Consider the following 14,439-nt stretch of genomic DNA (forward strand, 5'->3'; position numbering starts at 1 on the left):
CAACCGCTTCCAGCGAGGCATTTATGGCAAAGCACGACTTATCTAAGGACGGCGTTGATGATTTTGTGGCGCAAATCGAAACCGGTGGCCGCAATGCCATTGGCTGGCAGGGCAAACTGATTGCCTACACGACATTGATATGGGCATTGTTCCAGCTGTATATTGCCTCAAACCTGCCGTTTTGGCTGACCGACATTACCGGCGTCAGTGTCATTGTGACCAATTCAAACGCGCGATTGATTCACCTGGCGTTTGGTTTTTTTCTCGGCTCGCTGGCGTTTCCCTTATTCAAGTCAAGCCCTAGGAATCGGGTGCCGTGGTACGACTGGGCGCTGGCGGCGATCGGTGTCGCCGCCTGCTTGTATATCGTGGTATTGCGTAATGAAATTGCGGTTCGCGCCGGACTGCCGACGACCGGCGACTTGGTCGCCTCGACTATAGGCATGCTGGTTCTCGGCGTGACTGTTTATCGCACCCTGGGGTTGCCGCTACTCATCGTCGCCTGCGTGTTTGTGAGTTATGTGTTTTTTGGCAACGCCGAATGGCTGGCGGAAGCGATTCAATGGAAGGGCGCATCTTATGGCAAAGCCATGTGGCATTTCTGGATGCAGAACGAGGGTGTATTCGGGGTCGCGCTCGGGGTCTCGGCCACGCTGATATTCTTGTTTGTGCTGTTCGGTTCGATTCTGGAAAAAGCCGGCGCCGGCAACTATTTCATTAAAATTGCCTTCGCCTTGCTCGGGCATTTGCGCGGCGGCCCGGCCAAAGCCGCGGTCGTGGCCTCAGCCCTGAGCGGCATGTACTCCGGTTCGTCCATTGCCAATACCGTGACCACAGGAACATTCACCATTCCGCTGATGAAGCGCACCGGCTTCTCGGCGGAAAAAGCCGGCGCGGTCGAAGTGGCGTCGTCCACAAACGGGCAGTTGACCCCGCCGGTGATGGGCGCCGCGGCATTTTTAATCGCGGAGTTCACCGGCATCAGTTACCAGGATATTCTCAAGCATGCGCTGGTGCCGGCGCTGGTATCCTATATCGCGCTGTTCTATATCGTCCATCTTGAGGCCATGAAAATGGATTTAAAGGGCTTGCCAAAACCGCCTTCAACGCGCACTTTTGCGAATAAACTGATCGGATTTCTGGGCGGATTCATCGGTATCTCGCTACTCGGCATGGTGGTTTATTTTGGTCTGGGCTGGGTCAAAGTGGCTGCGCCTGATGCGGCATTCACCATTGTTGCGGTTGGCTGTACGCTGCTTTACCTGCTCTTGCTAAAACTCGCATCCAAAACCCCGGACCTGATTGTCGACGATCCTGATGCCCCGATACTGGCATTGCCCAAAGCCGGGGAGACCGCAATCACCGGCTTGTACTACATATTGCCCATCGTGATTCTAATCTGGTGCATCATTATCGAGCGACTGTCGCCAGCCCTCTCGGCATTTTGGGCGACTATTGCCATGATCATCGTCTCGCTGACTCAGAACCCGATTAAGGCGTTTTTCCGGGGTAGCGGTAATTACTGGGGCGCATTTAAAATCGGCCTGTGCGACTGGATTGCCGGCATGATGGCCGGTTCGCGCAACATGATCAGCATCGCGGTTGCGACCGGCGCGGCCGGTATTATCGTCGGCACCATCTCCTTGACCGGCGCGCACCAAGTGGTCGGCGAGTTCGTTGAGTTTCTGTCCGGCGGCTCTTTAATTCTGATGCTGATTCTGGTCGCATTGATGAGCCTGATTTTGGGCATGGGTCTGCCGACAACGGCTAACTACATCGTCGTCTCGTCGCTGATGGCGCCGGTGATTATCACGCTCGGCGCGCAAAATGGATTGCTGGTGCCGTTGATTGCGGTGCATTTGTTTGTGTTTTATTTTGGCATCCTGGCGGACGATACGCCGCCGGTGGGACTGGCCGCATTTGCGGCCGCGGCGATTTCCAAAGGCGATCCGATCAAGACCGGCATCCAGGGATTCGCTTACGATATTCGCACCGCATTGTTGCCGTTCTTGTTTATTTTCAATACCGAGTTGCTGCTGATCGACGTGTCGCCGATGAAGGCAATATTCGTGTTTGTCGTGGCCGTGTTTGCGATGATGCTGTTTGCCTCGGCCACGCAAGGGTATTTTCTCGTCCGCAACAAGAAGTGGGAATCGGCGTTATTGTTACTGGTCGCATTCACCCTGTTCCGACCGGGTTACTGGCTGGACCAGGTTTCGCCGCCATATGACAGCGCCGAGCCCAGCAAGATTTATGAAGTGGTGGGTCAGGCCACTCCCGACGGCGTCATCACAATGGTGATCAGCGGCCCCGATTTCGATTCCGGGGAAATCGAATCAACCACCATACTGGTGCCGCTGGGACAACGCTCGGACGCCATTGAGCGACTCGAAAATGCAGGTCTGTCGGTCACCGTCGAAGATGGCTTCGCGGTCATTGGCGAGCCCTTGCCGGGCACGCCGTTTTTTGAGGGCATCGGCAAAACGTTTGATTTTTATGACGACCGACCGGTACGCATCGCCGATATCCTTACCCGATCCGAGCGTGTGGTCAAGGAAGTATTTTATATTCCCGCCGTTTTGTTGCTCGGCCTGGTGGTGTTTTTGCAACGCAGACGCCGCACTGCGGTTGCCCGCCATCAAACCGCGTAGCATAAAAACGGGCAACATAAAACCACGTAACATAAAAACGGGCGACATAAAAACGGGCGACATAAAAACGGGCGGCATAAAATCACGCGACGCAAAATCGCGCGACATTGGCGGGCACTGGATGACGCGCCTGCTGGCGCCGCGCTCCATCGCGCTTGTGGGCGCATCGGCAAAACCGGGCAGTTTTGGCTTGCGCACCAAACGCTTGCTGGAAAATCATGCCTATTCAGGCTGTCTCTACTTAGTCAATCCGCGTTATCAGGAAGTCGACGGCGCGGCCTGTTATCCGAATATTGAATCGCTGCCGATAGTGCCGGATCTGGTGGTTTTGGTCATCGGCAGCCATGCCGTGGAGGCGGTGTTCGATAAGGCGATCGAGCTGGGAGTCGGGGGCATGGTCATTTATGTGAACAATTACCTCGCAGAAGATCGGTCTCCGGCCCTGTTGCAACGATTAAAAACCAAAGCCGGCCGAGCCGATATCCCGGTTTGCGGCGGCAATGGCATGGGTTTCTATAATTACGACGCCAATACGCTGGTTAGTTTTGATTTTCCGCCTGACCGGCCGGCCGGTCACATCGCATTAATCGCCCACTCCGGTTCGGTGATGACCTACCTCGCTAATACCGATCCGCGCTTGATGTTTAATCTCGCCGTTTCTCCGGGTCAGGAGATTCATGGCAGCGTGGCCGATTACATGCTGTACGCTTTGGCGCAGCCATCCACTCGGGTATTGGCGATTTTTGTCGAGGCCATTCGCGATCCAGAGCGGTTTGTTCTGGCTTTGCGCCGCGCGCGTGAACAACAAATCCCCGTGGTTGTGGTGAAAGTCGGCCGCACCGAGCAAAGCGCGCGCATGGCGGCCAGCCACTGCGGCGCGGTGGCTGGGGATGATGGCGCGTTTCAAGCAATTTGCGATCACTATGGCGCAATTCGCGTAGCCGACATCGATCAACTTGCCGCCACCACCTTGGCGTTTTCCCAACCGCGGCGCCCGGGCCCGGGCGATCTTTCCAGTTTGCTCGATTCCGGTGGCTTGCGTGAACAGATGATTGATATTGGTGCTGGAATGGGGTTGAAATTCACCTCGCTCACCGACCACTCGCGCAAGCAACTGGAGAAGTTTCTGGAATATGGACTGGTGGCTGAAAATCCGGTGGATGCCATGGGCGCACTCAATGCCGATGTCGCCGAGATATACCGTAATTGCTTAAACATCCTCGCCGATGACCCAGGCACCGCAATGCTCTCTCTGGAATTTGAATTTCGCGACAATTTTTCTCAATACCCGGCGCTGCTTGATGTGGCCAAGGCGTTTATTGATTTGACCGACAAACCATTGATCGTGGTAAATAGCAGCGTAAATGCCAATAACGCCGCTACTGCCAGTGAGTTAGGTCAGTTTGGCATTCCGGTGATAAACGGCGTGTCGCTGGCTTTGTCTGCCATGGCAAACATGTTTCGATATCGCGATCATATATTTTTCGCCACGCCGGCGCCGAACGACGTTGCTGTCGAGCATAAAACTTTGACCGATTGGCGACGCCGCTTGCGCACCACCGCGGCGTTGGACGAGACCGAGTCGATGGCATTGCTCGGTGATTTTAACTTGCCTTGTGTGAGGTCGCGGGTTTCCGATAATTTGGATGATGCCGTTGCGGCTGCGGAGGCTTTAGGATACCCGGTTGTACTCAAGTCGGCCGGGCTTGGCCTGCAGCATAAATCCGATGCCGACGGGGTTCGGTTGTCGTTAATGAATGCGGATGCGGTGCGCCATGCCTATGACGATATTGCAAGTCGCCTGGGCCGCAAGGTTATGGTTGCAACCATGATTGAACCTGGCGTGGAGCTGGCGTTTGGCATGATTAACGACCCGCAATTCGGTGCGACGGTAATGGTTTGCGCTGGCGGAATCTATATTGAGTTGCTGGAAGATCGCCGGTTTATTCCGGCGCCGTGCGGTGTAGAAGAAGCACTGTATAGTATTCAGTCGCTGAATATTTTTAAAATTTTACAAGGCGTCCGCGGCAAACCGCCATGCCGTGTCGATCTCGCCGCTCAGATGCTTTCCGAATTTTCCAAAGTCGCGTTTGAACTGCGAGATGTTATTAGCGAAATCGACTTGAACCCGGTAATCGTCAGCACAGAATCTTGCACCATCGTCGATGCGCTGGTGATTTGTTCGAACGCCTGAAACCCATTAACGATAGCGACATTGATGGGGACTGGTCAGCGGTCTTTGGATAGCGGCTCATTCAACTCAATCGGATAGCCGTCTGGATCCTTTATAAACGCGAGAATACGGCTGCCGCCTTTCATCGGCGAGGGCTGTTTGGTGAATTCCACCCCTTGGCTTTTAAGATATTCGCTGGCCGCATAGACATCGGAGACTTTAAGCGCGATATGTCCCCAGGCATTTCCGCGCTCGTAGGGCTCGGTTTGCTCCCAGTTATAGGTGAGTTCGATAGTGGCGCCCTCATCTTCCCCTTGATAACCAATAAATGTATTGGTGAATTTGCCCGCGGGATATTCGTTTTGACGAAGAATTTTCATGCCCAGAATGCGAACATAAAAATCCAGGCTACGCTCCAGATCGCTGACCCGAAGCATGGTGTGATCAATGCAAAAATCCGGCAATGCCTGAAGAGTACTTGCCTGAGTGGTATTTTTCATATCAATTAGTCCTAGCAATTATTTTTAAACCTTAAAGTTAAGGGGCGAGTGTTCATCATTAGCACTGGCGCAGCTTGCGTCCCCTTGCGGGAAAACCGATTCTACAACCAGTTCCTGAAATCGCCGAACGCTGTCTTCCCAGTGCGGCGATAGATAACCGCCGTCGGCGGCAACCTCGGACACTCGTCCTAGTTGCAGACGCTCGCAAATTGCGTGGTCTTCTCGGTGGACGGCGCGCCAAAGTTGACGGAGTTGCTGAATCTCTTTTTCTGACGCCGGGTTATCTTTATGAAGATAAATGACCCGGCGTTGTTGGGTTTCACCGGTATTGACCGGGATGTTTAAATGAACGCCCAGTTGGTCAGGCACATAGGTTCCGATAACAAAGTTAGGAAAAAGCGTTAAAAATCTTGAGGTCACGGCCAGCGTCTTCGGGTCATGTTTGCGTTGGGCATCTTTTTTTTCGGCGGCAATATTGCAACCACTGCCGAGGCAATGATCTTCTAAAATAGTGTAATGATCGATTAATGGCTGGCTGGTGGTTGTTTTATGCACAAATTGCACATGGTACGGCTCAATGAAATTTTCCATTAACATTTTCCAGTTAGTTTGCAGCACGCCGAAATCAATGGTCGCGACCGGTTTGATTTGCGCCAGATCGATATCTTCGAGTCGCTTTTTTAGCGGTGCAATGAACTTATCAAATGCCAGGCCACCGTCGTCGTCGGCGCCATCGCCATTAATGCGGATAAATATCCAGTCATGCCATGTCTCACAGCTCACCGCGACCAGGCCATGGTCTTCCAATAAGAATCCTGGCGGGGGTTTTTTTCTGTCGCGTCCGCCAAAGTAGGGCGCAGCCTTAAGCGCGCCCTGAAGGTCATATATCCAGGAATGGTACGGGCATTGAATTAATTGCCCGCAGTTGCCACTGGATTCGATTAATTTCAAACAGCGATGCCGACAAACATTGTGGAATGCAGCCATTTCATTGTGGTCGTTACGCACCAGAAAAAAGGGTTTCCCAGCCACAGTAATCGGTTGAACATCACCGATTTCCTCCAACTCGTGAGCGAATCCGACAAACACCCAATTGTTGGTGAACACCGTATGGTTTTCGATTTCCCGAAAGGCATCGCTGGTATAGACAAAGGCCGGCAGTCCGTGCTTAACCGGATTGTCGGCCTTCAAGAAATTTTTGAACTGGTCGATCATGTGTAGTCCTTGGAACGGATCTAAATTGTATAGTCACTTAAAGTTGAGTCAATAGTATGCTTACGGACTTATATAGGAAAGTTGGCAAACGCTTAAAGCACAGAAACTTTGACTTTTAACGAATTATGCGCGAATGAATATAAACAGTTATCTTAAAATCATAAGTTCCAGCGTATACATTAATTTTGGTTCAAGATACTTTAAGCGGTCGATTTCGGATAGATTTTAGCAGATGTTGCTGCCTATTTTCGTGGCGCATATTGAAGCGAAACTCACACTCTTTCAAAGGAGTCCGGCTACGCCGGACGACATATTTAACTGGATTCCCGCCTGCGGCGAAAATGACGCATAAGGGCCGTCATTGCCCGGCCAATAATAATATGGGCCGGGCAATCCAGTGGAATACGCCGTCCGGCGTAGCCGGACTCATTTGCTTTGATACCGCGCCGTTCGATGCGAGAATGACGGCAAGGCGATGGTGCTTGTTGCTTGCCGCTAATGTATGAGCGCGTCCCGGCGGCTTCGCCACTCTTGGATTTCCGCCTGCCGGCGAGAATGACAAATAAGATTCGTCATTGCCCGGCCCATATTATTATTGGCCGGGCAATCCAGTGGAATACGCCGTCCGGCGTAGCCGGACTCCTTTGCTTTGATACCGCGCCGTTCGATGCGAGAATGACGGCAAGGCGATGGTGCTTGTTGCTTGCCGCTAATGTATGAGCGCGTCCCGGCGGCTTCGCCACTCTTGGATTTCCGCCTGCCGGCGAGGATGACAAATAAGAGTCGTCATTGCCCGGCCCATATTATTATTGGCCGGGCAATCCAGTGGAATACGCCGTCCGGCGTAGCCGCGATATTCCGGGTAAGTATGACGAAGCGCGACACAACCCGGGCGAATCCCTGCCCGGGTCGTGGCACAAGAGGAAACAAAATAACCGACTAAAACCCCTTTCCGAAACCAATGGTGCCGCTGGTTCCGCCGCTGGAAGTGGAAATGCCGAACCTGATTAGGCTGCTGCCTTGATTGAGGTTGTAGTTTGCTCCAATGGCAATTGCGGTTTCGCCCTCAAAAGAGCCGAGCGCAATTCCCCAGCCACCGGTGCCGCCTTTGAAAACCGGCAGACCGGCCAAAGCGACTGCGGTGGCGATGCCGGCGGTGTTGGTCTCAATATCGTCAGCGTTGGTGCTGATGTCGGCGACGTTGGTCGCAATGCCGCCAGCGTTGGTGCTGATGTCGGCGACGTTGGCCGCAATGCCGCCAGCGTTGGTGTCGATGCCGGCGGTGTTGGTCTCAATATCATCGGCGTTGGTGCTGATGTCGGCGACGTTGGTCGCAATGCCGCCAGCGTTGGTGCTGATGTCGGCGACGTTGGTCGCAATGCCGCCAGCGTTGGTGCTGATGTCGGCGACGTTGGCCGCAATGCCGCCAGCGTTGGTGTCGATGCCGGCGACGTTGGTATCGATCCTGACACCGTTGTCGGTGATAGTGTCCAGGTCGTAAGCCCCGACCCGCACGTTTGTCTGGCTCTCTCCACCAATCCTGATTTCGTCTGCCCCGGCTTCAACCCCGGCGCCGATGGCGATGCCGTTTTCTGCTGCGCTTGCTCCTGCGCCGAGGGCGACGCCTCTATCACCAGTGACGGATGAACTATCACCGATGGCGACAGCGTTCAGGACCGGAGTGTCCACCGTAGTGGTCGAGCCGGGTGTGCCCGCACCAGTTAGTTTGATCAGCGCGGATTTTTTATCGGCACCCTCGTCAATGACTCCGGTTCGTGCGCCATTGGCCACCACATGAAGAACACCGTCCTGATCTTTTTCCACTGTCATGCCCACTGCGTTGTTCAGAGGAATGCCACCGGCACTGGTTTCCGAATCGCTGTAATAGGTGTGAGTCGCCACGCCCGGAACGCTTGCTACGACCGTGGTAGTTGTCTTCACCACGCTCGCACCAGGCCCGATGGCGACGCTGTTCTCGCCCACTACCCGCGCTTGGTTACCAATGGCGATACCATTATCGCCCTCTTGCACCGTAGTGGTCGAGCCGGGTGTGCCCGCACCAGTTAGTTTGATCAGCGCGGATTTTTTATCGGCATCCTCGTCAATGACTCCGGTTCGTGCGCCATTGGCCACCACATGAAGAACACCGTCCTGATCTTTTTCCACTGTCATGCCCACTGCGTTGTTCAGAGGAACGCCATCGGCATTGGTTTCCAAATCGCTGTAATAGGTGTGAGTCGCCACGCCCGGAACGCTTGCTACGACCGTGATGACATTATATTCCTCCACCGTCGCACCCTCGCCAATGGCGACACTGCCATCGGTGTTGGCTTCCGCACCACAGCCAGCAGCAAACGAAGAAGCGTCGGCACCAGTCTGTATTCCACCGGTTCCTGCCGCCGCCGGCACTGTCGTGCAGTCAGGACTGGTAATGGTATCGGTATTGGTATCGGTCTGCCCGTAAGCCGGCACTGCCAGCCCGACGGCGGTGATGGTGAATAGAAGGGCTAGTGTGCTACCCCCCCCCCCAGAATTTTGCTGGTCGGGTTTTTGGTGTTGAATATTTTCATGGATAAATCCTCTTGGTTTAGATAGAAAAAAATAGCAAATGAGTAAAGCAACGCGGATATTATTAAAAACCGGTAAGGTTGTCAAGCATTATTTTTGATGCCTGTTAGGAGTAAATTATCTGTCCTAATAATTAACACGTGAACTGTCCGGATTTATTCTATCCTATTTGGGGGTGGCAAATGAACCGGACAGCCTTTGTTGAGGAATTAAAACAGATGAGATTTGAAGAGGCATATGAAGGATATCAATGCAAACGATTAAGCCAAGAGGAGGCAGCCATTTTGTTAGGAGTCTGCAGTCGTAGTTTTCGCAGGTATATCAACCGTTATGAAGAGTCAGGGCTGGAAGGCTTGTGTGACAAAAGACTGCACACCCTATCAGTACGGTGCGCTCCGGTTGATGAGGTGATGGCATTAACTGATTTATATTCCAGTCGATATAATGGCTGGAATGTCAGGCATTTTCATCGTTGGTATCAACGAAAACACCAGGGGTCGCGTAGCTATAGCTGGGTTAAAAACCAACTTCAATCAGCTAATTTGGCGGCCAAAGGTCAATCACCTGGACCTCATCGCATTAGACGGCTCCCCAGTGCATTGCCCGGCATGATGATCCATCAAGATGGCAGTACCCATTTATGGGTGCCCGGGGTGTATTGGGATTTAATTGTGACTATGGATGATGCCACTAACGAGCATTATTCCATGCGCTTTGTTGAACAGGAAGGCACGGTCAGTTCGTTGCTGGGTGTCAAAGATGTACTCAAGGCTAAAGGTATTTTCTGTACTTTCTATTCCGACCGGGGCAGCCATTACTGGCATACACCAGAGGTGGGCGGCAAGGTGGATAAAAACAATCCGACTCAATTTGGCATTGCCCTTAAACGCTTAGGCATTGATATGATTGCCGCCTATTCGCCTGAGGCTCGCGGGCGATCTGAACGTGCCTTTGCTACTCACCAAGGGCGCTTGCCTCAAGAATTGGCGCTCAACGGCATCACCGATATAAAAGCCGCTAATGCATACCTTAACCATCATTACAGGCCGGCCTTCAATGAGGAGTTTGCGCGTCCTGCAAGAGAACAAGGCAATGCGTTTGTCCGGCTTGCCGGCGTTAATCTGGATGATTACCTTTGTCAGCGTTATGAGCGCCGGGTGAGGAAAGACAATTGCGTGCAATTTAACAACCTCAATTTACAGCTGCCGAAAGACAAACATCGCTATCATTACATCAAAGCCAAAGTAAAGGTTGTGATCCATTTAGATGGCTTGATTTCAATTTTTCATGGTCCCAGACGACTGGGACGATATTCAAAAGATGGCTGTTTATTGAATGAGGAACAAATACAGGCTGACGTTGCGTAAATCCGCTTCACAATGTCATGAGTATAAACCAATTAAAAGCGGACAGATGTCGTGTTAATTATTAGGACAGTTCTATTTACTCCTAACAGCATTATTTTTGATGCCATATACTGGACAAATGACGAGGTGGATAGCGGATTGTTCGGGCAAGCCGGGCAATGACAAATGATAGGTAATGGTGAACCGAGAGGACAAAGGCGAGTTGAGATGCCAAAGTAACCGAGAATAAAGGAGTCACGCTGCGCGTGACAGATATTTAACTGGATTGCCCGGCCAATAATAATATGGGCCGGGCAATGACGGGTTGGGGAGACAATGGTGAATCGAAAGGCGATGATTTCTTTTGAGACGCCAAAAGCAAACGAGAAAAAACCCTCTTGTTTGGTAGCCAATATGCTGGACTTGCATGGCATCTCCTCTTGGATTGAGGTGTGCCATATGTATCTGAGCCTATGCAGGTTTTAGTGCTTTATGTTTTGCCAACTTTCCTATATAAGTCCGTATGCTTAACATGGTGCTTACATATTGCGCCGCCGCGTAATTATCCCGACTGACTTGGGGCGCCCTCGAACAAGAAAGCGGCACCAAAAACACCGGCGCTGTCGCCCAGTTTTGGCTTGACAATTTTGGTTTTCAGGCGCGGCGCGAAAATGTGCTTGGCAACTTCGCCGACCCCTCTGCTATAAAGCAAATCGATGTTGCCAACGCCGCCGCCGATCACGATGACGTCAGGGTCGAGGATGTTGATGATGCTGCTGATTCCCAGACCAAAAAACTGCACCAACCGGTCCATGGTGCTTACAGCATCGCCATCCCCCGCTTCGGCCAGTTCGACTATTTGTTTCAGCGGTCGTTGTTGGTGGGCGATGGAGGCATAGTATTTTTCCAGCCCGGTGCCGGAGATAACGGTTTCAACACAACCGCTGCGCCCGCAAAAACATTGCCCGCCGGATTCATGCAGGAAATTGTGGCCCCATTCCCCGGCGATGGACTGTGTTCCGGAGATCAAGTTTCCGTTGACGACTATGCCGCCGCCTACTCCGGTGCCGAGTATTACGCCAAAAACGACGCGGGCATTCTCGGCGACTTCCCCGACGACGCCTAATTTTGTTTCCGCCAATGCAAAGCAATTTGCATCGTTTTCCATTGCCACCGGAATGCCAAGCAGTTTTTCCAGGTCTTTATGCAGTGGCTTTCCATTCAGGTTTTGGGAGTTGCTGCCCCTGAGCAATCCGGTGGCCGGTTCAATGGTGCCGGGCATGCCGAAACCAATCCGCTGCGGGCGCGCGCCAATCTCCGCGCTCATGGCCTGTATCAGGCTTTTAATTTGGTTGAGCACATGCCCATAGCCTTGTGACCCCTGCGTGGCAATACGTTTTCTGCAAAGCACGTTTGCGCTTGCCCATGACTTTGCCCGTGTCTTTGCCCGCGACTTGGCGCAAGGTTTTGTTGTTGGCTGCAAAACCACGCCTTCTATTTTGCTGCCGCCGAGATCAATTCCCCACAAAACATGACCGGACATAAACCAACCCCTAAATTAAATAATTTATGTATTATACGGAACGCCGCACATTCAATTTAGCATGACCAGTTTAGCATGACCCCAAAGTTGAAAAACCTGCAATTAAAAAATAAAATTGCCTTGGTGACCGGCGGTAGCCGTGGAATCGGCAGAGCCATAGTAGAACGGTTCGAACAAGACGGCGCCACGGTGATCGCCTGCGGTCGCGGTGACCGGCCTGATTACCTGAAACCCGGCAGCGCCTGGCAGCGAGTCGATGTATCGTCAAGCCAGGAGGTGCAAAGGCTGGCTCAGTTCATCCGCCGCCAATACGGCGAACTCGATGTTTTGGTCAATAACGCCGGCGTGCAAGTTGAAAAGAATGTCGTTGACTCAACCGACCATGATTGGGATTACGTCATCGGCGTCAATGCCAAAGGCGTGTTTTTATGCTGTCGTGCATTGATTCCGTTAATGACAAAAAGTGGTGGCGGCATCATTATTAATATCGGTTCCATCGCCGCCAATCACGCCGACCCCGGCATGGCGCTTTATAACGCTTCAAAAGGTTTCGTCCATGGTTTGACCCGAAGCATCGCCGTTGATCATGGCGCGCAAGGAATACGCTGCAATGCAATCTGTCCGGGCTGGATTATGACCGGCATGGCGGACGCGGCTTTTGCTTTAGCCGATGATCCTGTTGCCGCCAGGGCCGATGCGTTGGCGCGCCACCCGGCCGGGCGCTTTGGGCAACCCGAAGATGTTGCCGCTACAGCGATGTGGCTGGCGTCGGATGAGTCCTCATTCGTTACTGGCCAAACATTTACCGTGGATGGCGGGCTGACCGCGGCTTCGCCGGTGCAACCCGGATTGTTTTGACCGGATTTGGAGGCGTTGTATAATGCGCGGCGGCCCGCTTCTAAAATTCAAACCGAGACCACGACCATGAACCAATTCGCAGCATTTTCAATTTGGGAATATTCCGCCATTATTTTTGGCGTCGTGCTGATTTCAAAACTGATTAGCAAGAAAACCGGAACAGTCGATGTGGTGTGGCTGATCGTTGCCGGCGCGTTGCTCACCAATATGGGTTTATTGCCCGCGCACAATGAATTCCTGGAAACCATTGGTGAATGGGGCATCGTGTTTATCATGTTCGCGCTCGGCTTGGAAGAAGACATCAACAGATTTTCGCAAGGGGTCAAGCGCGGACTGGGCGTGGCCTTGATTGGCGCGGCATTTCCGTTCATGGCCGGGTACGGCACCGCCAGCCTGTTTGGCTATGGCCATAACTCGGCATTGCTGTGGGGCTTGACCATGACCGCCACCGCGGTCAGCCTGACCATGATGAGTTTGCGCGGCGACTTGTTGCACAAATCCACCGCAGCCACCGGAATCATGACCGCTGCGGTAATCGATGATGTATTGTCATTGGTCGGCGTGGCGATACTGGTGCCGATCATACTGGTTGGTTCCGCGGGTAACGATGGGGAAGCGGCCGGCCTATTGAGCATTTTATGGATTATCGCAAAAGTCATCATCTTCTTCGCCATTACCCTGTTTATGGGGCTGATCGCATTTCCTGATCGGAGCCCCAAAGCATTACCCGCAAACCCTGGTTTCTATCAAGTCATTGATTATCGCATCAGCCGAATAATGGCGAATTTTGGGGTGCGCAGATTCCTGCTGCTGCATCGCGGCGAATTCACCCCTTTGATCATGCTGTTCATTGCCATGCTGCTCGGCGTCATCGCCCACTGGCTGGGCTTTCACCCGGCCATTGGCGCCTATTTTGCCGGGCTGTTTCTGCATGCCGATTACTTTGTCCATGCTAAAACCAAGAAGGTGAAGAACGAGGAAGGCGAGATCATCGAGCAGGAGAAAAAAGACAATTTGTTCAAGCAAACCAACCATGTCATCGAGCATCTGGCGTTCACCATATTCGGCCCGATTTTCTTTGTGAACCTGGGCGGGAAACTCCAGTTTGACCTGGCGGTGGTGCTGGATGCCTTGCCCGCGGTCATTGTCCTGTACACGCTCGTGGTCGTGCTTCAAGTTTTGTCGGCCGGTATTGCCGCCCGATTCACCGGCAGATACAAGTGGCATGAAAGCGTAATGATTGGATTTGGGATGTTAGGGCGCGCCGAGTTGGCGTTTATCGTTATCAATATCGCCTTCGTCCAAAATCAGTTAATCGACATCACCCAGTTTTATATCCTGATGTTCACCGCGTTTCTGCTGAATATTACCGTGCCGGTCAGTCTCAAGTGGTGGAAACCCTATTATCTCGGATTCAAGCAACTTCAAGTTTTAGGCATCACCCTGTCGCGCCCGCAACCGGCCCCGATTCCGCAAGATATGCCTGAATACAAGGAGATGATGGAACAGGAAAAGAGACGATACACCAAACACCCTGCGGATTGAGCAGGCCTGAATTCAACCAGCAAGTGCGACGATTATTCTC

Annotated in this window: 13 protein-coding genes; 8 read left to right on the plus strand and 5 right to left on the minus strand. The window is 52.6% G+C overall.

The genetic code is table 11. The features are described from left to right. Positions 1–23: 23 nt before the first annotated feature. Together ACP158_RS04000 and ACP158_RS04005 are read left to right on the plus strand one after the other, a co-directional pair. Positions 24–2,651 (plus strand): TRAP transporter permease, encoded by a 2,628-nt coding sequence (locus tag ACP158_RS04000; protein WP_424947686.1) that lies wholly within the window; start codon positions 24–26, stop codon positions 2,649–2,651. Between the two features lie 121 nt (positions 2,652–2,772). Next, positions 2,773–4,845, plus strand: a complete 2,073-nt coding sequence (locus ACP158_RS04005; protein WP_424947687.1) for an acetate--CoA ligase family protein — start codon at positions 2,773–2,775, stop codon at positions 4,843–4,845. Between the two features lie 35 nt (positions 4,846–4,880). Here ACP158_RS04005 and gloA read toward each other — a convergent pair whose 3' ends face one another. After that, positions 4,881–5,324 carry a lactoylglutathione lyase gene (gene gloA / locus ACP158_RS04010; RefSeq protein ID WP_424947688.1) on the minus strand — a complete coding sequence of 148 codons (444 nt, stop codon included), beginning with the start codon at positions 5,322–5,324 and terminating at the stop codon, positions 4,881–4,883. Between the two features lie 24 nt (positions 5,325–5,348). Then, on the minus strand, positions 5,349–6,539 hold the full coding sequence (locus tag ACP158_RS04015; RefSeq protein WP_424947689.1) for an aromatic ring-hydroxylating oxygenase subunit alpha: 1,191 nt from the start codon (positions 6,537–6,539) through the stop codon (positions 5,349–5,351). A 341-nt stretch (positions 6,540–6,880) separates the two neighbouring features. On the opposite strand from ACP158_RS04015, the gene ACP158_RS04020 reads away from it, so the two are divergent. Genes ACP158_RS04020 through ACP158_RS04030 form a run of 3 tightly spaced genes read left to right on the plus strand, consistent with a single transcriptional unit; the run spans position 6,881 to position 7,482 of the window. Then, positions 6,881–7,045: a hypothetical protein gene (locus tag ACP158_RS04020; protein WP_424947690.1), complete on the plus strand. Its 165-nt coding sequence runs from the start codon at positions 6,881–6,883 to the stop codon at positions 7,043–7,045. 49 nt (positions 7,046–7,094) lie between these two features. Next, a complete protein-coding gene (locus ACP158_RS04025) occupies positions 7,095–7,259 on the plus strand; it encodes a hypothetical protein (protein ID WP_424947691.1) in 165 nt (54 codons plus the stop codon). Between the two features lie 49 nt (positions 7,260–7,308). After that, the gene (locus ACP158_RS04030; protein ID WP_424947692.1) at positions 7,309–7,482 is read left to right on the plus strand and encodes a hypothetical protein; all 174 of its coding nucleotides are present in this window, start codon (positions 7,309–7,311) and stop codon (positions 7,480–7,482) included. Here ACP158_RS04030 and ACP158_RS04035 read toward each other — a convergent pair. Continuing rightward, on the minus strand, positions 7,479–9,194 hold the full coding sequence (locus ACP158_RS04035) for a YadA-like family protein (RefSeq protein WP_424947693.1): 1,716 nt from the start codon (positions 9,192–9,194) through the stop codon (positions 7,479–7,481). The two genes, ACP158_RS04030 and ACP158_RS04035, sit on opposite strands and share 4 nt — an antisense overlap. 95 nt (positions 9,195–9,289) lie before the next feature. Here ACP158_RS04035 and ACP158_RS04040 point away from each other — a divergent pair, with 95 nt between their 5' ends. Next, positions 9,290–10,474 (plus strand): ISNCY family transposase, encoded by a 1,185-nt coding sequence (locus ACP158_RS04040; protein ID WP_424947694.1) that lies wholly within the window; start codon positions 9,290–9,292, stop codon positions 10,472–10,474. A 32-nt stretch (positions 10,475–10,506) separates the two neighbouring features. Here ACP158_RS04040 and ACP158_RS04045 read toward each other — a convergent pair whose 3' ends face one another. Both ACP158_RS04045 and ACP158_RS04050 read right to left on the minus strand, forming a co-directional pair. Next, the gene (locus ACP158_RS04045) at positions 10,507–10,866 is read right to left on the minus strand and encodes a hypothetical protein (protein WP_424947695.1); all 360 of its coding nucleotides are present in this window, start codon (positions 10,864–10,866) and stop codon (positions 10,507–10,509) included. Positions 10,867–11,015: 149 nt separating this feature from the next. Beyond that, complete coding sequence (locus ACP158_RS04050) at positions 11,016–11,996, minus strand: ROK family protein (protein ID WP_424947696.1); 981 nt, start codon at positions 11,994–11,996, stop codon at positions 11,016–11,018. A gap of 75 nt (positions 11,997–12,071) precedes the next feature. Between ACP158_RS04050 and ACP158_RS04055 the strand changes: the two genes are divergently transcribed. Together ACP158_RS04055 and ACP158_RS04060 are read left to right on the plus strand one after the other, a co-directional pair. Further along, positions 12,072–12,854, plus strand: a complete 783-nt coding sequence (locus tag ACP158_RS04055; protein ID WP_424947697.1) for an SDR family NAD(P)-dependent oxidoreductase — start codon at positions 12,072–12,074, stop codon at positions 12,852–12,854. 66 nt (positions 12,855–12,920) lie between these two features. Beyond that, positions 12,921–14,399 carry a cation:proton antiporter gene (locus tag ACP158_RS04060; RefSeq protein WP_424947698.1) on the plus strand — a complete coding sequence of 493 codons (1,479 nt, stop codon included), beginning with the start codon at positions 12,921–12,923 and terminating at the stop codon, positions 14,397–14,399. Positions 14,400–14,439 lie beyond the last annotated feature (40 nt).

Source organism: Candidatus Spongiihabitans sp. (assembly GCF_965247905.1).
Lineage (GTDB): Bacteria > Pseudomonadota > Gammaproteobacteria > Arenicellales > Poriferihabitantaceae > Spongiihabitans.

Coding starts and splice junctions, on each gene's coding strand:
- ACP158_RS04030 (WP_424947692.1), top strand. CDS start 7,309: ATGACAAATAAGAGTCGTCATTGCCCGGCCCATATTATTATTGGCCGG.
- ACP158_RS04020 (WP_424947690.1), top strand. CDS start 6,881: ATGACGCATAAGGGCCGTCATTGCCCGGCCAATAATAATATGGGCCGG.
- ACP158_RS04055 (WP_424947697.1), top strand. CDS start 12,072: ATGACCCCAAAGTTGAAAAACCTGCAATTAAAAAATAAAATTGCCTTG.
- ACP158_RS04025 (WP_424947691.1), top strand. CDS start 7,095: ATGACAAATAAGATTCGTCATTGCCCGGCCCATATTATTATTGGCCGG.
- ACP158_RS04040 (WP_424947694.1), top strand. CDS start 9,290: ATGAACCGGACAGCCTTTGTTGAGGAATTAAAACAGATGAGATTTGAA.
- ACP158_RS04015 (WP_424947689.1), bottom strand. CDS start 6,539: ATGATCGACCAGTTCAAAAATTTCTTGAAGGCCGACAATCCGGTTAAG.
- ACP158_RS04060 (WP_424947698.1), top strand. CDS start 12,921: ATGAACCAATTCGCAGCATTTTCAATTTGGGAATATTCCGCCATTATT.
- gloA (WP_424947688.1), bottom strand. CDS start 5,324: ATGAAAAATACCACTCAGGCAAGTACTCTTCAGGCATTGCCGGATTTT.
- ACP158_RS04050 (WP_424947696.1), bottom strand. CDS start 11,996: ATGTCCGGTCATGTTTTGTGGGGAATTGATCTCGGCGGCAGCAAAATA.
- ACP158_RS04005 (WP_424947687.1), top strand. CDS start 2,773: ATGACGCGCCTGCTGGCGCCGCGCTCCATCGCGCTTGTGGGCGCATCG.
- ACP158_RS04000 (WP_424947686.1), top strand. CDS start 24: ATGGCAAAGCACGACTTATCTAAGGACGGCGTTGATGATTTTGTGGCG.